Below are 20,810 nucleotides of genomic sequence, written 5' to 3' on the forward strand. Positions count from 1 at the left end.
TCCTCAGCGATGTCCGTAAGCGCGCGGCTTGGTGTAATGGTCAATAAGTGGCACGGTAATGTTAGCCAGCAGCACGGCAAAGGCGACGCCGTCTGGGTAGCCGCCGTAGGTACGGATAATCCAGACCAGTGCACCAATCAGCCCGCCGAAAATCAAACGTCCACGCGGGGTTGTCGAGGCTGTCACTGGATCGGTAGCAATGAAAAAAGCGCCCAGCATGGTGGCACCAGAGAACAGCTCTAGCATCGGAGGCACCGCGTTATGTGGTGTAAAATAGCCTCCGAGAGCCGAACAGGCTGCCAGTGCAACGATGAAGCTGACGGGGATCTGCCAATGGATTACACCCCGCAATAGCAAAATAATGCCACCTAGCAGGAAACCCGCGTTAATCCACTGCCAGCCTAGTCCAGCAAATTCGCCTTGATATATCGGTTGATGCAGGATTTCAACCACGCTATGACCTGAGCGTAACCCTGTTTTAAGGCTATCTAGCGGTGTTGCTTGGCTCACGCCATCGGCTGTTTGAATCAATTGATGAATAACAGCTCCGTCAGCGGTATGACCGCTGAATATCAGCATCAGGGTGTCATTCAGATCCAGCGGTGCGGTCATCAAGCTTTCTGGCGGCAGCCAAGTCGTCATCTGTACGGGGAACGAAATCAGCAATACAACATAGCCGATCATGGCTGGGTTAAACGGATTTTGCCCAAGACCACCATATAACTGTTTAGCAATAATAATCGCAAAGGCAGTGCCAAGAACCACCATCCACCAAGGTGCAAGCGGCGGCAAGCTGATGCCTAGCAGTAATGCAGTGAGCAGGGCAGAATTATCTCCCAGCGTCTTAGCGATATTCTTCTGACGCAGGCGTAACACTAGCCCTTCGGTTAGGAGCGCGGTCACAATGGCTAATGCACACTGGATCAGGTTGCCATAGCCAAAGAAATAGGCCTGTGCGGCAATACCGGGAATACAGGCGAAAATGACCCACAGCATAATACGCTGCGTGGATTGTTGATTATGAGTAAAGGGTGAGCTGGCGATTCTAAAAGCCATTTAATCCTCATTAACCGCAGCGGATGCTTGCGCGGCCTGTTTCGCTTTTACACGGGCAATAGCTGCTGCAACAGCGGCCTTGCGCGGATCTTGTTCGGTGGCAGCATCTTCTGTTGATGGCTCCACGGTGTTTGTGTCTGCTTCCTGAGCCGCTTTCTTGGCTTTCGCGCGCGCAATGGCGGCGGCAACCGCGGCTTTGCGAGGATCGACTTCGGTGGGAGCATCGGCCTTCTCTTCAGGCTGATTTCCCCCATCCTGCAAGCCCGCCTTTTTCGCCTTGGCTCGAGCAATCGCAGCGGCCACGGCAGCCTTTCTCGGATCAGATGATGCTTCAACCGGAACCACGATATTTTTAGCCTCGTCATTTACTGCTGCGATGTTGGATGACTGGCTGTCCTGCGCGGCTTTTTTGGCTTTGACGCGGGCGAGCGCGGCGGCAACGGCCGCTTTGCGCGGATCGACATCGGTGTTAACCGTAACGGCTGTCGTATCCGACGCGATTTCCTGTTTACGCTCGCGGGCCAAGGCCTTGCGAGCCTCACGAGCGGCGCGGATACTGTTATCTTCTTGTTCGTTATTGAACGGATGAATTGAGCTAATGCCGCTCGCCTGTTCTTGACGCTGTTTCACACGAGCTACGGCAGCTTGTACAGCGCTTTGATCGCTTTCGCTCACGTTGACCGCAGACTGTTTATGACGCAGTTCTCTCGCCGCTTTTTCACGCGCCAAGCGAGCTTGACGAGCTTCGAAGCGTTCTTTGGCCTGAGCCGCACGTGCGGCCTCTTGATCGGCGGCCTTAATTTCGGCTTTCTCTTGGCGGTAGTATTGCACCAATGGAATGCTGCTCGGGCAGACATAGGCACAGGCCCCGCATTCGATACAGTCGAACAGATGATGCTGACGCGCCTTTTCATGCTCTTTGCCGCGGCTAAACCAATAGAGCTGCTGTGGCAGAAGACCCGCAGGGCAGGCATCTGCGCACTGGCTACAGCGAATGCAGGCTTGTTCCTCTTCGGCTTCATCAAATTCATTCTTTGACGGCGCCAAAATACAGTTACTAATTTTTACGATGGGTACGCTGAGATGGGCGAGGGTAAAGCCCATTAGTGGGCCGCCCATAATCACCATTGGGGTTCGATTCTGTGCTTCAAACTCACCGGCTTGCAGCAGATGCTTAACTGGCGTACCTAACCGAGCCCATACGTTGCCCGGTTTCTTCATCAATTCACCGGTCAACGTAACAACACGTTCAATCAACGGTTCACCGTTAATGATGGCGCGTTTAATGGCGTACACGGTTCCTACGTTTTGCATCAAGACGCCGATAGATGCCGAGTGTTTACCGAATGGAACTTCCATACCCGTCAGGATCTTAGTCAGCTGTTTTGCACCGCCGGAAGGGTATTTGGTTGGGATGACGCGCAGCTTGATATCGTCATGCCCTTTAAGGGCTTTCTTAAGTGCCGCTATTGCTTCTGGCTTATTGTCTTCGATGCCAATTAACGTGCGTTTGGGCGTCAAAATGTGGCCCAGAATTTCACAGCCGAGAATGATTTCATCGGCGTGCTCACGCATCAGACGATCGTCGGCGGTGATATAGGGTTCGCATTCGGCGGCATTGATGATGAGCGTTTCAACTTTGCCGTAACCTCCCTCGAGCTTATTTCCGGTTGGGAAGCCTGCGCCGCCCAAGCCAGCGATACCGGCTTGGTGGATCAGGTGCGTTAACGTCAGCGGGGATTCAGCCTGAAAATTCGCGACGGGATGCAGCTCTCCCCAGCGATCTTGATTGTCTGGGATCAGGGTCACGCAAGGTTCGCTCAGTCCTGACGGATGCGCGGTTACCTGAGGTGAGATCGCGCTGATAACACCGGACGTTGAGGCGTGCACCGGCAAATTCCGCCCAGCTCCGCGGGTTAATGGTTGGCCCTTCATCACGTGTTGGCCGACTTTCACCAGCAGCTCACCTTCCTGCCCAATATGCTGTTGAAGAGGAATAATCAACATCGGAGGAAGCGAAACATGGCGCAGCGGAACATGGCTAGACGGATGCTTCATTTCAGGTGGATGAATTCCCCCTTTGAAGTCCCACAACTTGTCTTTTTTCAACGCTGCAAACAGATTAAACATGGTGTTCTACTTCACATTCATGGGAAGAAATTGCATTGACAGTAATGGTTCTCACCGGAATGGTGTTCAGATCCCACTTCCAGTTTGCGGTGGTTGTCGGCACGGGCACGAGCGTGATGCAGTCGGTCGGACAAGGAGCAACACATAAATTACAGCCAGTGCAAAGATCGCTAACCACGGTATGCATTGCGCGCGTCGCGCCGACGATAGCGTCAACGGGACAAGCCTGAATGCATTTGGTACAACCGATACAGTTTTCTTCGTCGATTAAAGCCACTTGACGTACTGGCTCAGACTGCGCGGCATCACCTTCTAACGGCTGAGGATCAACCGCCAACAGCTCAGCGATTTTTAACATCACCTGTTCGCCACCCGGCGCACATTTATTGATGTTTTCGCCGCTGCCGGAAATGGCTTCTGCATAAGGACGGCAGCCAGGATACCCGCATTGACCACACTGGCTTTGCGGTAAAATAGCGTCGATTTGCTCAACAACAGGGTCAGCATCGACTTTAAAACGGCGCGCGGCAAAGCCGAGCACGATGCCGGAAACCAGCGCAATAGCACCGACGGCAGCAATAGCAATCCACAACGACGACATTAGAATTTCACCAACCCGGTAAAGCCCATAAACGCAAGCGACATCAATCCGGCGGTAATCAGTGCAATGGAGGAACCACGGAACGGCGCAGGAACGTCGGCCACGGCAAGACGTTCACGAATAGCGGCAAACAGTACCATCACCAACGAGAAACCCGCCGCAGCGCTAAAACCGTAAACGGCCGACTGCATAAAGTTATGCGACTGGTTTACGTTGAGCAGCGCAACGCCAAGCACCGCGCAGTTGGTGGTGATAAGTGGAAGAAAAATGCCCAGCAGACGATATAGCGCAGGGCTAGTTTTTCGTACGACCAATTCGGTGAATTGCACCACAACGGCAATCACCAGAATAAATGTTAGGGTACGCAAATACTCCAGCGCCAACGGCACCAGAATGAATTCATTAACGGCCCATGCACAGACAGAAGCAAGGGTCAGTACAAACGTGGTTGCCAGCCCCATACCTATGGCCGTCTCCAGCTTTTTAGACACACCCATAAATGGGCATAGGCCGAGAAACTTAACTAACACAAAGTTATTGACCAGAACGGTACCGACCAGTAACAGCAAATAATCGGTCATCAGACTCTACCTAGCATCAAACTTATACCTAATTTCAAACAAAAACCTAACCACAAAATCATGTGTGCCAAGAAATGCCGTCGTATTATCGGGGCTCAGCCACATGACGACAACAGATCAAGTACAAGGTTATTCGATTTCCTACGAATTAACTCGAACGAGGGCACTCTCCGTGCTGACTTACCTCTATTTCAGCGGCGATAAAACACGCTATTGCTCAATAAACGTGTCCCGTACGCGACGAGAACGTTTGATATAAGGAACAAATACCGCCGCCGCCAGTAGAGGGATCACCATATTACGAACCGCCGCAGCGTCGGTTACCGGCGAGAATGCAAAGGTTCTGATCGCAAGCAGCACCATGACTAAAAGCCATAACACGAAAAACTTAGGGAAACGGCGCGAGCGCTTACCAAATAGATACAGGTTAAACAGCGTAAATGCCCAGATCGCAATGGTGATCACAAATGATAGTGTCCACTGTGAGGAAAACACTGGGCTATGCGAGAACAGTTGGCTGCGGCTTGTTGGTTGCAATACCATCATCACAAAGATGATCATCATTAAACTGGATGATAGTAAGGAGACAATCATATAAGCCAGTGGAGCAACCAGCCAACCACCGATGCGTTTAGTATTCATAACGATCCCCTTCATGTTTAGCCTTTTTAACCGTGCTATTAACGTCAAATATGACGGGTATGCACTATTTTAGCGTTACGCATCATACAGGCTAATAACAAAACCATCATCGATATCGTGCTGCCGTGGCGTTATTTGGCTACGACATGCACGAAATGATAATATTTCATCCGTTTAGCAATGAAATTAATTCAATCCAGTAATGTTTCCGCTTTCGTCTATATCAATATGACGGTAGGCCGGAAGGGTGCTTAGCCCCGGCATCGTCATAATGTTACCAGCATAAACACGAATGAAACCGGCTCCAGCCGATACTTTCAAATCGGTTACGGGGACGACGAAATCCTGCGGGACATTTTTTAATGCGGGATCGGCGCTGATCGATAGCGGGGTTTTTGCCATACACAGCGGAAGGTGGCCAAATCCAGCCAATTGAAGCTGTTGTAGCTGTGCTTCAGCTTCTGGCGTTAGCTCCGCACGTAGCGCGCCGTAACCCTTTTTCACTAAGGTTTGCAGCTTATCGGCCAGCGACATCTCGTTAGGATAGAGTAGGGTTACCTCACCACTAACTCGGCAGGCTGCGGTCACGCATTCTGCCAGTTGTGCGGTGCCTTTGCCTCCCGCGGAGAATGCGTCACTGATTTCAACGCCGAACGCACCCTGTTCAATGGCAAATTTGCGAATGAAGTCTAGCTCTTCAGCGCTATCTTCTGGGAAGCGATTAATGGCGACCACAACAGGTAATCCATAGCGTGCAGCGTTGCCGATGTGCCAACCCAAATTGCTGGCGCCTTCTGTCAGCAGCGGTAGATTCGGGTGCTTGACCTCTTCAGGTAACGATTGCCCAGGCTTCATGTTGAACTTACCACTATTGGCTTTCAGACTACGCAGTGTCGCCACCAGCACTACGCAGGATGGCTTAATGCCAGACTGGCGACACTTAATATTAAAGAATTTTTCCATTCCCATATCAGAGCCAAATCCGGCCTCGGTAACAACATAATCAGCGAGCTGTAACGCTAAGCGATCGGCAAGCACCGACGAGTTGCCGTGCGCAATATTGGCAAATGGGCCTGCATGGATCAGAACGGGCGTATTTTCGCTGGTTTGCATCAGCGTGGGATGAATCGCCTCTTTCATCAACACCGCCATGGCGCCTGCAACCTCTAAATCTTCAGTGGTAATAGCGTGACCCTGTAACGTATAGCCCAAAATAATCTGCCCGATGCGTTGACGCATATCAGCCAAACTCTCAGACAAAGCCAAGATCGCCATGAGCTCGGACGCGGCGGTAATATCGAATCCATCATGACGAGGAACGCCGTTGTTGCCACCACCGACACCGATATCAATACTACGCAGGGCGCGGTCATTATGATCGATAACGCGTTTCCACAGGATTCGCTCTGGATCAATATCTAAGCGCTGTAGGCCGGTATGCTCGGTGAATTTCTCACCCAGACGCTGTTCGTGAAACAGACGTGCATCCAACGCCGCCGAAGCCAGATTGTGCGCCGCGGTAATGGCGTGGATGTCACCGGTGAGGTGGAGATTGAGCTGCTCCATAGGCAACACCTGAGCCACGCCGCCACCGGCTGCGCCGCCTTTAACGCCAAAAACGGGACCTAAGCTAGGCTGACGGATACATGCGACCGCTTTTTGACCAATATAGTTGAGCCCCTGACTCAAGCCTATAGTGGTGACCGTTTTCCCTTCTCCTAACGGGGTGGGGGTGATACTGGAGACCAACACCAACTTGCCGGTTTCGGCCTCTGGTTTGATGGCTTTGATATCGATTTTTGCCGCATAGTGGCCATAAGGGATCAGCCATGCCGATGCTATTCCCAACTGTTGTGCGATTTGGGCAATAGGTTTTAATTGCGGAACGGAAGAAGCGTGTATCTGTTCGGAGAGGGACGTCATGGGGTCGTGATCCTTGCAAAAACAGGTAAAGGCAAACAAGTTGATGGCGGTGATTATAGGCTATCGGACAGCACACTCAATGGAGAATACCGCCCGAACCCATGTTTAAACGTAGATTGTCTCATGCCACGCAAACGATGACTCTGCGAGAAATCAATTTTGTGGCAGCAGGTATTTGCCCAAGGTAACCAACAGCACGGCAACGATGATCACACACAGCGCCAGCCATTCTGTCGATGACAGCATTTCACCGCCTAACCCCGTACCGAGCAACACGGCCACCACGGGGTTGACATACGCATAGCTGGTGGCAACAGCGGGGCGGACATTGCGAATCAAGTACATATAGGCGCTGATGGCAATCAGGGAACCGAAAATCGCCAGATAGCTTACCGCAAGGATCCCTTGCAGGCTGGGCATTTGAGTCATTCGTTCACCGGCGATCGCGCTGGCAATGAGTAATACAATACCCGCCGTCAGCATTTCGACTGCACCCGCCATGAGTCCAGCAGGGAGTTCAACGCGAGAACCCCATACGGAGCCAAAGGCCCACGTCATGGAACCCGCAAGGATTAGCAATGCCATCCAAGGGTTTCCGCTTAGATGCCCGCCGCTGTTAAGTAAGATGATGCCGCAGAGGCCAATGGCAATACCTAACCACTCAAGCCAGCGCGTAGGCATTCCGTACATGCGGCTAAAGCACAGGGTGAAAAGGGGAACGGTGGCGACCATCACCGCGGCGATGCCGGATGGAACATCCTGATGTTCGGCGACGGTAACAGCACCATTGCCCGCCGCTAACAGCAAAATGCCAATAACAGCGGCGTTAAGCAACGGGCGTCCGCTGGGCATTTTATGCCCGCGCAAACGCAGGAACGTCAGCATCACTAGGCCTGCACAGAGGAAACGAACGCCTGCCATCATGAGGGGCGGCCAGCTTTCAACGCCAAGGCGAATCACAAAATAGGTTGATCCCCAAATAATATATAAAGCAAATAATGAACCGATCAGGGGAAGAAAAGTGGCAGCACGAGAGCGCATATTAAGCAGATTCCTTGGCAAAAATAAGCAGCCAGTAAACGCTAAAATGAGCAACGGAAGAACTCTTTTCTCATGCCGTTTACTTATTAACGAGGTGATTTTAAGTGTATTTGGCTATAAATCAGTAAGGGAGCGGTTAAGGGACCACAGCGTGAAAATCATAGCGGTAATTCAAATGGTTACTAGGGGTTGAGTCATCAGCCCAACCCTGCTAAATATCAGGTCGTTTGTGACTGAATAAGGTTTATTGCACGTAGTGCCAAATCTCTTTTGGGACGCAGCCAACATCATATAAACGCCCACCGCTGGCTAATTCAGCTCGGCGATGATCGGCGGCACGGTACATATTAATAATTTCGACATCATCAGTAAGTGAATAATTAAGATGGTCAAAAAGTTTTTCTAAGCTTTCCAGAGTGCTCACCCGGCGAAATTTTAGCAAATAGTCGGTTACTGTCATTTTTTATGTTTTCATCAACGAGAGGAATTTCAGAAGAGCAGCCAGTATATGTAGGTAAATCCATCTGTCTAGTACAATAATAGTGATATTGGTTACATAAACTAAAAAATGATTATTGCCAATAATAGTCACTCAGCTAATTAATTGTGGCTGTCGTGGTTTAACGTATTGATAAAACGATGAAAACTAGGGGCTGTTATGCGGTGTAGGATATTTGAATATCGCTTTTAGCGTCTATTGTTTAAATATTGGATATTTATATCCTAAATAATTTTAGTGGCATTGAGGCGGCCGTGATTATCATCACTAGACCGCCTTTTGCTACTTGATTTAATTAGTTTGTATGACTCGATTATTTACGATTCAACGTGTAGTACATTTCATTCCAACGGATTTCATTTTTAAATGCTGGCAACGTGGTGGCATGATCAATAAGCAGGAATTCGATATTGTGCATCTCGGCATATAACCGCAGATATTCCACGTCCAGCGCTTGAGTAAATACGGTGTGATGCGCACCACCGGCCAAGATCCATGCTTCCGCAGCGGTGGCCAACGACGGTTGCGCTTTCCAGATCGCCCGAGCAACAGGAAGTTTTGGCAAATCGCGTGGCTGTTCTACGGTATCAACACAGTTCACCAGTAAACGGAATCGATCGCCCATATCTATCAGGCTAGCATTCAGCGCAGATCCGGCGGGTGTTGCAAACAGCAGTCGAGCCGGATCGGCTTTGCCACCGATGCCCAAATGCTGAACATCAAGCAACGGTTTTTCTTCTTTGGCAATGGAGGGGCATACTTCCAGCATGTGTGAGCCAACAACCAGATCGTTGCCAGGCTGGAAGTTATAGGTGTAATCCTCCATGAAAGAGGTACCGCCTTTCAGACCGCTGGCCATCACTTTCATAATGCGCAGCAGCGCGGCGGTTTTCCAATCGCCTTCGGCACCGAAACCATAACCCTTTTGCATTAGGCGCTGGCAAGCTAAACCCGGTAATTGCTTCAGACCGTATAAATTTTCAAAGGTCGTAGTAAAGGCATGGAAGCCTCCTTGCTGTAGGAAACGTTCAATCCCTAATTCTAGGCGTGCGGCATCGAGCAAATTCTCGCGTTTTGCGCCGCCGCTTTTCACCGCATCCGTTAGGATATAGCTCGTTTCATACTCTTCAACCAACGTATTAATGTCGTTGTGGCTGACTTCATTCACGACCTGTTCGAGATCGCCCAGCGCATAGCCGTTGACGCTATAGCCAAATTGAATTTGAGCGCTAACTTTATCACCTTCGGTGACGGCCACTTCGCGCATATTGTCACCGAAGCGGGCGACTTTCAGATGTTGGCTTTCGTGGCGTGCGGCAGAAACACGCATCCAGCGAGCGATACCTTCTAGCGCCTGAGGGTCTTCCCAATGCCCTGCAACCACGCTGTGCTGTTGCCGCATACGTGCGCCAATAAAACCGAACTCGCGGCCGCCGTGCGCGGTTTGATTCAGGTTCATAAAGTCCATATCCATGGTGTCCCATGGGATCTGAGCATTGAACTGAGTGTGGAACTGGAGCAGGGGTTTCTCAAGGCGACGCAAACCGTTGATCCACATTTTGGCCGGAGAGAACGTGTGTAACCACACTAGCAGGCCAAGACAGCTATCTTGATAGTTAGCATCACGGCAGAGAGACGTGATTTCATCCGGCGTAGTTGCCAGCGGTTTTTGCACTAATTTCACCGGCAGACCCGCCTGATTCAAAGAGCTGACGACTTTCTCAGCCTGCTCCTTGACTTGTTGCAGCGTCCGCTGACCATAGAGATGCTGACTGCCAATAACAAACCACACTTCGCTTTGTTTGAACTGTTGCATGATGACTCCGTGAATGCTGAATAAATTAATGTTTTTCTGCCGTGTAGCAGGGCTCTGCGTGCGTACACCACTGTTGATAACGTTCGTAAAGCTGCTGGAAACGCACCACGCGTTCGGGATCGGGCTGGAGAGTGCGCTCGACTTGGCTCGCCATGTTTTGTTGGGCGGAGGCGATGTCTGGATAGGTTCCTGCGGCGACGGCTGCAAAAATTGCGGCACCCAGCGCGCAGCACTGATCGGAGGCGACGATTTGTAGTGGGCGATTCATCACATCGCAGCACACCTGCATAATCACGGGAGATTTACGTGCAATCCCGCCTAGCGCCAACACGTTTTCCACGGGAACACCCTGATGCTCAAAGCACTCCATAATGGCGCGAGCGCCAAAGGCGGTGGCAGCGATAAAACCACCGAACAGGGTTGGGGCATCGGTGCCTAGGTTAAGGTCGGTGATAACGCCTTTCAGACGCTGATTGGCGAAAGGGGTACGGCGGCCGTTGAACCAGTCCAGAACGACAGGGAGGTGGTTGAGCTGGGGATCCTTAGCCCATGCTTCAGTGAGCGCAGGCAGCAAGTTTTTTGCTGATTCTTCGAGCTGTGCAGCTAATTCTGGATGCTGTTTAGCGGTTTGCAACAACGGCCATGTGAGTAGGCGACTGAACCAAGCATACATATCACCAAAGGCTGACTGTCCCGCCTCCAAACCGATATAACCGGGCACGACGCTACCGTCGACTTGTCCGCAGATCCCCGCGATGGTGCGATCACCAATGCGTTCTTGCTCGGCAATCAGAATGTCGCAGGTTGAAGTGCCAATCACTTTCACCAGCGTATAAGGCTGAGCGCCAGCGCCAACGGCACCCATATGGCAATCAAATGCGCCGCCCGATAGCACGACGTCAGTCGTCAGACCTAAACGCTGCGCCCACTCCGCACTGAGTTTTCCTACGGGCAAATCGGCGGTGTAGGTTTCGGTAAACAGCGGTTGCTGCAGTTTTTCACTTAGACAGGTATCGAGTGCTTCGAGAAACACACGTGGTGCAACGCCTCCCCATGAGGGATGCCAAAGTGCTTTATGTCCGGTGCTGCAACGTCCGCGTTTCAGATTCTGCGGCCGCTTTTCACCACACAGTAGCGCGGGAACCCAGTCACAGAGCTCAACCCAAGACACAGCCGATTGGCGTACGGCGCGGTCTTCGCGTGTGACGTGTAGAATTTTTGCCCAAAACCATTCCGATGAGTAAACGCCGCCGATGTAGCGGGTGTAGTCGGGAAAATCTCCGCTACGGCATAAGCGGGTAATTTCTTCGGCTTCTTCAATGGCGGTGTGATCTTTCCACAGCACGAACATCGCGTTGGGGTTGTTGGCAAATTCGGGCAGCAGCGCCAGTACGTCACCCTTTTCATTTATTGGTGCGGGAGTCGAGCCCGTTGAATCAACCCCAATACCGACGACGGCTGCTCGTTGCTCCTCATTCATCCTCGCCACGACCGCCTTAATCGCGATTTCCAGCGATTCAATATAGTCGAGAGGATGATGGCGGAACTGGTTGGCAGGTGCATCGCAAAACAGTCCTTGCTTCCAGCGCGGATAGTAAACCACTTCCGTATCTAACTCTTGACCAGTTACACAATCTACGGCTAGTGAGCGAACGGAGTCGCTACCAAAATCCAGCCCGATTGCTATGGGATTTGCATGCATTCCCTCTCTCCTATCTATATAGATTTCACTGCTAACCAAAATAGGAAATAGCGGCGGAGAACTGTGAGGATGGCTTAGCTACATGTATGTATTTTTCAGCTACAACACCGAAGAATGTGATGGTCATCAAAAGTTATCATTGTTACGGATTTGCTAAATATATGCATAAAATAGCTGTAATTTTTTGGTGTGATTTTGCTCTCTATTTGTTCATCCATTAGCCGCTACAACTTAGCTCGTCTCACATAAGGTCCCTACATTGCAGTGAAATATCGCACCATTTGGTATTTGCTGCTCAATTGCCCCTGAGTTCGTACACACAGAGCTTTTTGTCATCCGATGCGGTATCGCCTCACAGGCATGACAAATCTGCTACATAAAAATGACGAAACTGGAGATTGTAAATATGCATAAATTCACTAAGGTTTTGGCCGCCATTGGACTGGCTGCCGTTATGTCACAATCCGCTATCGCAGAAAGCATGAAACTCGGTTTTCTGGTCAAACAGCCGGAAGAACCATGGTTCCAAACCGAATGGAAATTTGCCGATAAGGCTGGCAAAGATTTGGGCTTTGACGTGATCAAGATTGCTGTTCCAGACGGTGAAAAAACGTTAAACGCTATTGATAGCCTCGCAGCGAGCGGTGCTAAAGGCTTTGTTATCTGTACGCCCGATCCCAAGCTAGGGCCTGCCATTATGGCCAAAGCGCGGAGCTACGATCTTAAAGTTATTGCCGTGGACGATCAGTTTGTAGATGCCAAAGGAAAACCGATGGAAAGCGTTCCATTGGTAATGATGGCGGCCAGTGAAATTGGTGCGCGCCAAGGGCAGGAACTGTGGAAGGAAATGAATAAGCGTGGTTGGAAAGTCGATGAAACGGGAGTTATGGCGATCACTGCGGACGAATTAGATACCGCTCGCCGTCGTACGACCGGGTCGATGGATGCACTGAAGGCGGCGGGTTTCCCAGAGAAACAGATCTACAAAGTACCCACGAAATCCAATGACATTCCTGGCGCCTTCGATGCGGCTAATTCTATGTTGGTTCAATACCCAAAAGTTAAAAACTGGCTGATCGTGGGGATGAATGACAACACGGTATTGGGCGGCGTGCGGGCAACAGAAGGACAGGGCTTTAAAGCTGAAAACGTGATTGGCATCGGTATCAATGGCGTGGATGCGGTGAGCGAATTGTCCAAGGCAAACCCAACCGGATTCTTCGGCTCGCTGCTGCCGAGCCCGGATATTCATGGCTATAAAAGCATCCAAATGCTGAACGACTGGGTGACCAAAGGGGCGGAGCCAGCCAAGTTTACCGCAGTGACCGACGTCGTCTTGATTACGCGCGACAATTTCAAAGAAGAGCTACAGAAGAAAGGGTTGTAAGCCACGCACAGAGCGGCCATTGCCGCTCTAACCACCTTTTGTTGACTACTGACTTTAGCCACCGCGAGGTTAGCTATCGGTGGCAAGGAGAACGTTTATGACCTCCAACGTACCCTATTTGGAATTCCGTCATATCGGGAAAACATTTCCTGGGGTGAAGGCGCTGGATGATATCAGCTTTAGCTGTCAGGCCGGACAGATCCATGCCTTGATGGGCGAGAACGGCGCAGGTAAATCCACACTATTGAAAATACTGAGCGGCAGTTACACGCCTACGCAGGGAGAGATCTACCTCAAGGGCCAGCCAGTTCAATTTAACAACACCACCGATGCGCTTGATGCCGGTGTCGCCATTATTTATCAGGAACTGCACTTAGTGCCTGAAATGACGGTGGCAGAAAACATCTATTTAGGCCAACTGCCTGCGAAAAAGGGCTTCGTGAATAACTCATTGCTTAACTATGAAAGCCGTTTGCAGCTAGAGCATTTAGGTTTAGATATCGATCCACAAACGCCGCTGAAATATCTCTCTATTGGACAGTGGCAGATGGTGGAAATTGCCAAGGCCTTGGCACGTAATGCCAAAGTGATTGCGTTTGATGAGCCAACCAGTTCGCTCTCTTCGCGTGAAATTGAACAGCTGTTTCGTGTGATCCGTGAACTGCGCGCTGAAGGTCGGGTGATTATCTATGTTTCGCATCGTATGGAAGAAATTTTCGCCTTAAGCGATGCGATTACGGTTTTTAAAGACGGCAAATACGTCAAAACCTTCGATGATATGCAGCAGGTCAACCATGACTCATTAGTACAGGCGATGGTGGGGCGTGACTTGGGGGATGTTTATGGTTATCAGCCGCGCGAGCACGGACCTATTCGTTTAGAGGTGAAGGACGTGGTGGCTCCTGGTGTCAAACACCCGGTGTCGTTACAGGTTAAACAGGGTGAAATTGTTGGCCTCTTTGGTCTGGTTGGGGCGGGTCGTAGCGAATTGATGAAAGGGTTGTTTGGCGGCACCAAGATAACGCAGGGACAGGTCATTCTCGACGGACAAGATATGCGAGTGGGAAGCCCTATTGATGCTATCCGTCAGGGCATGATGCTGTGTCCTGAAGATCGCAAGGCTGACGGCATTATTCCGGTTCACTCCGTGCGTGAAAATATCAATATCAGTGCTCGCCGCAACGCGCTGACCGCAGGTTGCCTCATCAATCATCAATGGGAAGTGGAAAACGCCGACAAACGCATTGATGCTCTCAATATCAAAACGCCCAGTCCTGAGCAGCTAATGATGAATCTTTCCGGCGGTAATCAGCAAAAGGCGATTTTAGGGCGCTGGCTTTCAGAAGACATGAAGGTCATTTTGCTCGATGAACCGACGCGCGGCATCGACGTCGGTGCGAAGCATGAAATCTATCATGTTATCTACCAGTTGGCGCAGCAGGGAATTGCCGTTCTGTTTGCCTCAAGTGATTTGCCCGAAGTGTTAGGTTTATCTGACCGCGTTATCGTGATGCGCGAAGGCGAAGTGTCGGGTGAACTATTACGCAGCGAAGCGAGCGAGGCCAAAGCCTTAGCGCTTGCAATGCCTCGCACATCAACCTCATCTCATGCGGCCTGAAAATACGTCTAGGAGCAGAATTATGTCGAGTGTTACTTCTACGCCGGCGACGGCAAAATCAGGAAACAAAGGGCTAAACCTCAGTCGTATTTGGGATAGTTATGGCATGTTGGTGGTATTTGCCGCGCTATTTATTGCCTGTTTGATTTTTGTGCCTAACTTTGGCTCATTTATCAACATGAAGGGGCTTGGCCTAGCCATTTCCATGTCGGGAATGGTGGCCTGCGGGATGCTATTTTGTCTGGCCTCTGGCGACTTTGACCTTTCCGTCGCCTCGGTTATTGCCTGTGCGGGTGTGACTGCTGCGGTAGTGATTAATATGACCGAAAGCCTGTGGATCGGCATATTTGCAGGCTTGTTGCTAGGGGCATTATGCGGCCTCGTTAACGGCTTTGTGATTGCGCGTCTGAAAATAAATGCGCTGATTACCACGCTTGCCACCATGCAAATTGTGCGCGGTTTGGCATACATCATTTCTGATGGTAAAGCGGTCGGTATTGAAGACGAGCGTTTCTTTGAGCTGGGATACGCGAACTGGTTGGGGCTGCCTGCGCCTATTTGGATCACCGTAGCCTGTTTTATCCTGTTCGGCTTTTTACTGAACAAAACCACGTTTGGCCGCAATACGTTAGCGATTGGAGGAAACGAAGAGGCTGCGCGTCTGGCCGGTGTTCCTGTGGTTCGCACTAAAATCATTATCTTTGTGCTGTCAGGGCTAGTTTCAGCCGCCGCGGGGATCATTTTGGCCTCGCGCATGACCAGTGGTCAGCCAATGACGTCTATCGGCTATGAGCTGATCGTGATCTCTGCCTGTGTGCTGGGCGGCGTATCGCTCAAAGGCGGAATCGGTAAAATTTCTTATGTTATCGCAGGCGTGTTGATTTTGGGGACGGTCGAGAATGCGATGAATTTGCTAAATATTTCACCGTTCTCTCAATACGTGGTACGTGGCGTGATTTTGCTTGCCGCGGTTATTTTTGACCGTTACAAGCAGCTTGCTAAAAAGACCCGTGCTTAATAGCGACAGACAGAAAATTCCTGTTATTCCTCGGGATGAAAGCGGTATAGATGATGATTATTCGATATTAATTACAAGTAATTATTAATCTGCTTCACAGTTTTAGAGCAATGTTGAGCAGCGTTCGCGCTGCTCTGTAAACTGGCAGCAGAGATAGACATTGTATGGGAGGGACGATGTACCAACGTTTAACGCAGGAGCCACAGCCAAATCCGCTTTTGCCGGGGTATAGCTTTAATGCTTATCTGGTCGCAGGATTAACCCCAATTATCGCCGGTGGTCCATTAGACTTCTTTATTGATCGTCCTGAAGGAATGAAAGGGTACATCCTGAATTTAACGATCAAAGGTCAAGGGCGCATTTTCAGCGGCAAAGACGGTGAAGAGACGCTAGACAGCAAGCCGGGAGAGCTACTGCTGTTTCCTCCGAAGGCGAGTCATTATTATGGCCGTTCTTCAGAAAGTGACTGCTGGTATCACCGTTGGGTCTATTTCCGTCCTCGCGCGTACTGGGCCGATTGGCTAGAGTGGCACAGTCAGGTTAATGGCGTAGGCCATATGGTTCTCCCCGAAAATACGCTGCTGGAGTTTGACCGTCTCTTTGCCAATATTGAGCAGACGCATAAATCAGGTCGACGCTTTGCGGAAGAGTTAGCGATGAATTTGCTCGAACGCCTTCTGCTACGCGCGATGGAAGAAGATCCGCAGGCGCCGCAGCGCATCATGGATGCCAGAGTGATCGAGGCCTGCCAGTTCATCACCGGTAATTTAGCCGATGAACTTCGCATTGAGGACGTTGCCAAACACGTTTGCTTATCGCCGTCGCGTTTGGCGCATCTGTTTCGTGAGCAGGTTGGGGTGAATATTCTACGTTGGCGTGAGGATCAGCGGGTTATTCGTGCCAAACTGTTGTTGCAGACCACGCAGGAACCGATTGCCACCATTGGGCGTGTTGTTGGTTATGACGATCAGCTCTATTTTTCACGCGTGTTCCGCAAACGCGTCGGTGTGAGCCCAAGTGATTATCGTCGTCGAAATCATGAAGTAAATGACTCTTCTTCAATGAGTGCGGGAGAGCGTCGCCAGAGTGAGCGACAAAGTACATTACTACGAGTGTGACACTGTCACTTTTAAAATCATGAATGAGATATCAAATGGAATTGACTAACAGGCTATTGCCCATTTTGCTGGCTGGATTTCTATTACCGAACACGGTATTGGCGGCGAAAACCTTAAAATATAGCGATCATGAAGCATTAGGCGGTGCTCGTACCCAATTCATCAATGACGTATTCTTCTCGTCTATTGAAAATGAATCTCATGGACGCCTGAAGATCGAGCCCCACTGGGGCGGAGAGCTCGGTGCTGGCTATGATGCGTTGGCACTGGTTGGGCAGGGAACGAAAGCGGATATGGCGATTGTCGTGCCTGAGTACACGGCAAAACAGCTGCCGTTGCATCAGATTTTCAAAAGCTTTCCGGTGGGGCCAGCCGCTGATCGGCAGGTGGATTTTTTTCGCCGTGTTTATACCCAGCTCCCCGTTTTTCCGTTAGAGCTTGAGAAGAACAACGTTGTGAACCTGTATTTTGCCACCGGTTACCCTGTGGCTTTCTTTAGTACCAAACCGATGACGTCTTTGGCTGATGTCAAAGGCGGCACATGGCGCTCGGCCAGTTTTTGGCATCAGGATTTTCTTACCAACGCGGGCGCTAAGGCCGTGACGATGCCTTGGGGTGACCGAACTCGTAAAGCGCTTCAGTCTGGTGCATTGGATGGCATTATGGTGAATCTGGACAGCGGATACGACGTTGAAGCGCATAAAACATCGCCTCATATTCTGATATCTAAAAATTTATGGTTAGGACACATCTATCTATTAGTGATGAATAAAAACACCTGGGATGGACTTGAAAAGCAAGATCAGGAGGCCATCCAGCGGGCTGCCGAAATTGCTTACAAAAAGCAGGGAGCGGTCATGGACAGTAGCCTGACGGCTCAGATTGCTGATATGCGTCAAGAGGGCGCAAAAGTACAATTTCTATCCGCGGATAAGCTGCAGCAGTGGAAAACGCTCTCTCGATATCAGGAAGTGCAGGAAAATTGGCTAAAAGAGCAAGAAAATGCCGGTGTTAAAGATGCAAGCGCAACCATGATGAAAGTGTCCCAGATGATAAATGACGCTATGAAAGAATAGGCGATCTCTATTTTTCGCGTGGCGTCTTGAAGGCTAATGCAGCACTCTCATTGCTGTATTAGTCACTCTGTATACCTGCCTAATAATTGCTCTTCCAATCAGAACAGAACTCAGTCTTCTTGCTCATCTCACCAAAACACGTTATCAAATAGCAGCATCATAATATTTCGATAACAATATATATGTTGAAGAGATGGTTTTACTTCATCGTTTATCCTTTCTAATTGCTTAGGGCAGCGAGGTTTTGTATGGCGGATTCAATTCGTGTAGGACTGGTCGGCTATGGTTTTGCCGGTAAAACGTTCCACGCGCCGCTGATTGCCGGTACGCCCGGACTGGAATTGGCGGCGATTTCAAGCAGTGATGCGCATAAAGTTCTTGCTGACTGGCCTGGGATGACGGTCGTTGGTGAACCAGGGCAGTTGTTTAGCGATCCTTCTATTGATTTGGTGGTGATCCCAACGCCGAATATCACCCATTACCCGTTGGCTAAGCAGGCGCTGTTAGCGGGTAAACATGTGGTCGTGGATAAGCCATTTACGGTGAATCTGCAAGAGGCACGCGAGCTGGAAATGTTAGCCAAACAGCAGAAGCGATTGCTGTCAGTTTTTCATAACCGCCGCTGGGACAGTGATTTCCTGACGGTGAAAACCTTGCTGTCTGAAGGCGCTTTGGGCGATGTGGTTCAGTTTGAATCTCACTACGATCGTTTTCGTCTGGAAGTGCGCGACCGCTGGCGTGAAAAAGTCGGCGCGGGGAGTGGGATCTGGTTCGATCTTGGCTCGCATCTGCTCGATCAAGCTCTACAGCTTTTCGGTAAGCCGCAAAGTCTGCTCGCTGACCTGTGCGCAATGCGTCCAAATTCTCAAACCACCGACTATTTCCATGCGATTTTATACTATTCAGACAAGCGCATTATTTTGCATGGCAGCATGGTGACTGCGGCAGAAACACCGCGCTATGTGATTCATGGCACGAAAGGAAGCTACATCAAACATGGATTAGATCCTCAGGAGGATCGTCTCAAGGCGGGCGAGCGTCCACCGCAGGCGGATTGGGGCTACGACATGCGCGATGGCGTATTAACCTTGGTTCAAGATGACATGATGGCAGAGCAGTCGTTGCTGACCATCCCTGGCAATTATCCGGCGTATTACGCGGGTATTCGCGATGCAATCAACGGTGACGGTGAGAATCCGGTACCGGCTTCGGAGGCGATTACCGTCATGGAACTGCTCGAGCTTGGACAAGAATCCTCATTGCAGCAAAGGGCACTGCCGCTTCCTGCTTGAGATGATGCTGATACTTGTTGCTGATATTGCCTAGCGCATTTTCGTATTGGCCTTCTTCTCTGGGTTGTTAATACACGGGAAGAAGGCTTTATTTTTTATAAAACTATATGTATTCGCACATTTTTCGGTAAGGGAAGTTGAGTTATGTCTTGGCTGCAACGTTTGCGTATTGATAAGTTTTTGCTGGTTTTGATTACGGTGGTGATTTTGGCATCGCTGTTCCCGTGCGAGGGGATCTATAAAACGATCTTCGAGCATCTCACCACGGCGGCTATTGCGTTGCTGTTCTTTATGCATGGCGCCAAGCTATCGCGTGAGGCAATCGTTTCTGGAATGGGACATTGGAAACTGCATCTGGTGGTGTTTCTCAGCACCTTTGCATTATTCCCGCTGCTGGGGCTGGCTTTGAATGTGGTAGTGCCAAATCTGTTAAGCCCTGCGTTGTATCTTGGTTTCCTCTACCTATGTGCTTTGCCTGCGACAGTTCAATCAGCGATTGCCTATACGTCGATGGCGGGCGGTAATGTGGCCGCGGCTATTTGCAGTGCTTCCGCGTCAAGTATTTTAGGCGTATTCCTTTCGCCGTTACTGGTGGGGCTGTTGATGCATACCCAAGGTGGGGAAACTGACACCCTGCATGCCATTGGCGCGATTATTTTGCAGCTGATGGTGCCGTTTATTATTGGTCATCTGTCGCGCCCGCTGATTGCTAAGTGGGTCGAACGCCACCGTAAGCTGATTAACATTACCGATCGATCTTCCATTCTGCTGGTGGTCTATACCGCGTTTAGCGAGGCTGTGATCGAAGGGATTTGGCACCAGATTGACGGTTGGTCGCTGCTGTCGATTGTGGTGTTCTCAACCATTCTGTTGGCTATTGTACTGGTGATAAATACCTTTGCAGCGCGCTGGCTAGGCTTTAACACCGCTGACGAAATCACCATTGTTTTCTGCGGCTCCAAGAAAAGCTTGGCGAACGGCATCCCGATGGCGAATGTGCTGTTTCCTGCGTCAGCCGTAGGCATGATGGTGCTGCCGTTGATGATCTTCCACCAGATCCAACTGATGGTGTGCGCAGTGTTAGCACAGAGATATGTCAATCGGGCGAAGGCGAAGAAGGTGTTAGAGGAAAGTGAAGGGTGAAAAAGAGGTTTTGTTTCGTGCGTTGGTTAGCAATATCTTAATCCTATGGGATTGCGGTGTAATATTTCGTTCGCCGGTCAGCAGATGCGTTTCCATGAGCCCATTGGCGAAGGCGACCGATGAGAGCCCCGTTGCGCGGGGGCTCTCAACTCGCGCGCTTTTTATCT

General features: G+C 50.4%; 18 protein-coding genes. 7 read left to right on the forward strand and 11 right to left on the reverse strand.

What is annotated here, in order from left to right; all coding sequences use genetic code 11:
* Window positions 1-3 precede the first annotated feature (3 nt).
* The 10 genes from rsxD to M988_RS09385 all read right to left on the reverse strand — a co-directional run bounded on the left by rsxD (window position 4) and on the right by M988_RS09385 (window position 11,991).
* A complete protein-coding gene (rsxD, locus tag M988_RS09340; protein WP_008813557.1) occupies window positions 4-1,056 on the reverse strand; it encodes an electron transport complex subunit RsxD in 1,053 nt (350 codons plus the stop codon).
* Window positions 1,057-3,186, reverse strand: coding sequence for an electron transport complex subunit RsxC (gene rsxC, locus M988_RS09345; protein ID WP_064573799.1), 2,130 nt, complete (start codon window positions 3,184-3,186; stop codon window positions 1,057-1,059).
* A complete protein-coding gene (gene rsxB, locus M988_RS09350) occupies window positions 3,179-3,787 on the reverse strand; it encodes an electron transport complex subunit RsxB (protein WP_039186654.1) in 609 nt (202 codons plus the stop codon). Before rsxB ends, rsxC begins: the two co-directional genes overlap by 8 nt.
* Complete coding sequence (gene rsxA, locus M988_RS09355; protein WP_004095142.1) at window positions 3,787-4,368, reverse strand: electron transport complex subunit RsxA; 582 nt, start codon at window positions 4,366-4,368, stop codon at window positions 3,787-3,789. The genes rsxB and rsxA overlap by 1 nt, the downstream gene beginning before the upstream one ends.
* Before the next feature lie 210 nt (window positions 4,369-4,578).
* Entirely contained in the window at window positions 4,579-5,010 is a 432-nt protein-coding gene (locus M988_RS09360) for a DUF2569 domain-containing protein (protein ID WP_172635546.1), read from the reverse strand.
* 186 nt (window positions 5,011-5,196) lie between these two features.
* Window positions 5,197-6,933 (reverse strand): formate--tetrahydrofolate ligase, encoded by a 1,737-nt coding sequence (locus tag M988_RS09365; protein ID WP_064573801.1) that lies wholly within the window; start codon window positions 6,931-6,933, stop codon window positions 5,197-5,199.
* Between the two features lie 153 nt (window positions 6,934-7,086).
* Entirely contained in the window at window positions 7,087-7,974 is an 888-nt protein-coding gene (yedA, locus tag M988_RS09370) for a drug/metabolite exporter YedA (protein ID WP_039186658.1), read from the reverse strand.
* 244 nt (window positions 7,975-8,218) lie between these two features.
* Window positions 8,219-8,434, reverse strand: coding sequence for a transcription modulator YdgT (gene ydgT, locus M988_RS09375; protein WP_008813552.1), 216 nt, complete (start codon window positions 8,432-8,434; stop codon window positions 8,219-8,221).
* A 352-nt stretch (window positions 8,435-8,786) separates the two neighbouring features.
* Window positions 8,787-10,289: an L-arabinose isomerase gene (gene araA / locus M988_RS09380; protein ID WP_064573803.1), complete on the reverse strand. Its 1,503-nt coding sequence runs from the start codon at window positions 10,287-10,289 to the stop codon at window positions 8,787-8,789.
* A gap of 25 nt (window positions 10,290-10,314) precedes the next feature.
* Window positions 10,315-11,991, reverse strand: coding sequence for a ribulokinase (locus M988_RS09385; protein ID WP_064573805.1), 1,677 nt, complete (start codon window positions 11,989-11,991; stop codon window positions 10,315-10,317).
* Window positions 11,992-12,397: 406 nt separating this feature from the next.
* Between M988_RS09385 and M988_RS09390 the strand changes: the two genes are divergently transcribed.
* From M988_RS09390 to M988_RS09420, 7 genes are all read left to right on the forward strand, one after another.
* Window positions 12,398-13,378 (forward strand): arabinose ABC transporter substrate-binding protein, encoded by a 981-nt coding sequence (locus M988_RS09390; RefSeq protein WP_064573808.1) that lies wholly within the window; start codon window positions 12,398-12,400, stop codon window positions 13,376-13,378.
* 97 nt (window positions 13,379-13,475) lie between these two features.
* Window positions 13,476-14,996 carry an L-arabinose ABC transporter ATP-binding protein AraG gene (gene araG, locus M988_RS09395; protein ID WP_064573811.1) on the forward strand — a complete coding sequence of 507 codons (1,521 nt, stop codon included), beginning with the start codon at window positions 13,476-13,478 and terminating at the stop codon, window positions 14,994-14,996.
* 22 nt (window positions 14,997-15,018) lie between these two features.
* On the forward strand, window positions 15,019-16,014 hold the full coding sequence (gene araH, locus M988_RS09400; RefSeq protein ID WP_008813547.1) for an L-arabinose ABC transporter permease AraH: 996 nt from the start codon (window positions 15,019-15,021) through the stop codon (window positions 16,012-16,014).
* Window positions 16,015-16,190: 176 nt separating this feature from the next.
* Window positions 16,191-17,132 carry an arabinose operon transcriptional regulator AraC gene (gene araC, locus M988_RS09405; RefSeq protein ID WP_008813546.1) on the forward strand — a complete coding sequence of 314 codons (942 nt, stop codon included), beginning with the start codon at window positions 16,191-16,193 and terminating at the stop codon, window positions 17,130-17,132.
* A gap of 35 nt (window positions 17,133-17,167) precedes the next feature.
* A complete protein-coding gene (dctP, locus tag M988_RS09410; RefSeq protein WP_064573813.1) occupies window positions 17,168-18,208 on the forward strand; it encodes a TRAP transporter substrate-binding protein DctP in 1,041 nt (346 codons plus the stop codon).
* 248 nt (window positions 18,209-18,456) lie between these two features.
* Entirely contained in the window at window positions 18,457-19,500 is a 1,044-nt protein-coding gene (locus M988_RS09415; protein WP_008813544.1) for an oxidoreductase, read from the forward strand.
* Window positions 19,501-19,644: 144 nt separating this feature from the next.
* Complete coding sequence (locus M988_RS09420; RefSeq protein WP_008813543.1) at window positions 19,645-20,643, forward strand: bile acid:sodium symporter family protein; 999 nt, start codon at window positions 19,645-19,647, stop codon at window positions 20,641-20,643.
* Here the strand turns inward: M988_RS09420 and M988_RS23035 are convergent.
* The coding region (locus M988_RS23035; RefSeq protein ID WP_211271679.1) for a hypothetical protein at window positions 20,623-20,810 on the reverse strand (188 nt) is incomplete at its 5' end. The two genes, M988_RS09420 and M988_RS23035, sit on opposite strands and share 21 nt — an antisense overlap.

Source organism: Hafnia paralvei ATCC 29927 (assembly GCF_001655005.1).
Lineage (GTDB): Bacteria > Pseudomonadota > Gammaproteobacteria > Enterobacterales > Enterobacteriaceae > Hafnia > Hafnia paralvei.

Coding starts and splice junctions, on each gene's coding strand:
- yedA (WP_039186658.1), bottom strand. CDS start 7,974: ATGCGCTCTCGTGCTGCCACTTTTCTTCCCCTGATCGGTTCATTATTT.
- M988_RS09420 (WP_008813543.1), top strand. CDS start 19,645: ATGTCTTGGCTGCAACGTTTGCGTATTGATAAGTTTTTGCTGGTTTTG.
- rsxB (WP_039186654.1), bottom strand. CDS start 3,787: ATGTCGTCGTTGTGGATTGCTATTGCTGCCGTCGGTGCTATTGCGCTG.
- ydgT (WP_008813552.1), bottom strand. CDS start 8,434: ATGACAGTAACCGACTATTTGCTAAAATTTCGCCGGGTGAGCACTCTG.
- rsxA (WP_004095142.1), bottom strand. CDS start 4,368: ATGACCGATTATTTGCTGTTACTGGTCGGTACCGTTCTGGTCAATAAC.
- rsxD (WP_008813557.1), bottom strand. CDS start 1,056: ATGGCTTTTAGAATCGCCAGCTCACCCTTTACTCATAATCAACAATCC.
- M988_RS09415 (WP_008813544.1), top strand. CDS start 18,457: ATGGCGGATTCAATTCGTGTAGGACTGGTCGGCTATGGTTTTGCCGGT.
- M988_RS09390 (WP_064573808.1), top strand. CDS start 12,398: ATGCATAAATTCACTAAGGTTTTGGCCGCCATTGGACTGGCTGCCGTT.
- dctP (WP_064573813.1), top strand. CDS start 17,168: ATGGAATTGACTAACAGGCTATTGCCCATTTTGCTGGCTGGATTTCTA.
- araA (WP_064573803.1), bottom strand. CDS start 10,289: ATGCAACAGTTCAAACAAAGCGAAGTGTGGTTTGTTATTGGCAGTCAG.
- M988_RS09385 (WP_064573805.1), bottom strand. CDS start 11,991: ATGCATGCAAATCCCATAGCAATCGGGCTGGATTTTGGTAGCGACTCC.
- M988_RS09365 (WP_064573801.1), bottom strand. CDS start 6,933: ATGACGTCCCTCTCCGAACAGATACACGCTTCTTCCGTTCCGCAATTA.
- rsxC (WP_064573799.1), bottom strand. CDS start 3,186: ATGTTTAATCTGTTTGCAGCGTTGAAAAAAGACAAGTTGTGGGACTTC.
- araG (WP_064573811.1), top strand. CDS start 13,476: ATGACCTCCAACGTACCCTATTTGGAATTCCGTCATATCGGGAAAACA.
- araH (WP_008813547.1), top strand. CDS start 15,019: ATGTCGAGTGTTACTTCTACGCCGGCGACGGCAAAATCAGGAAACAAA.
- M988_RS09360 (WP_172635546.1), bottom strand. CDS start 5,010: ATGAATACTAAACGCATCGGTGGTTGGCTGGTTGCTCCACTGGCTTAT.
- araC (WP_008813546.1), top strand. CDS start 16,191: ATGTACCAACGTTTAACGCAGGAGCCACAGCCAAATCCGCTTTTGCCG.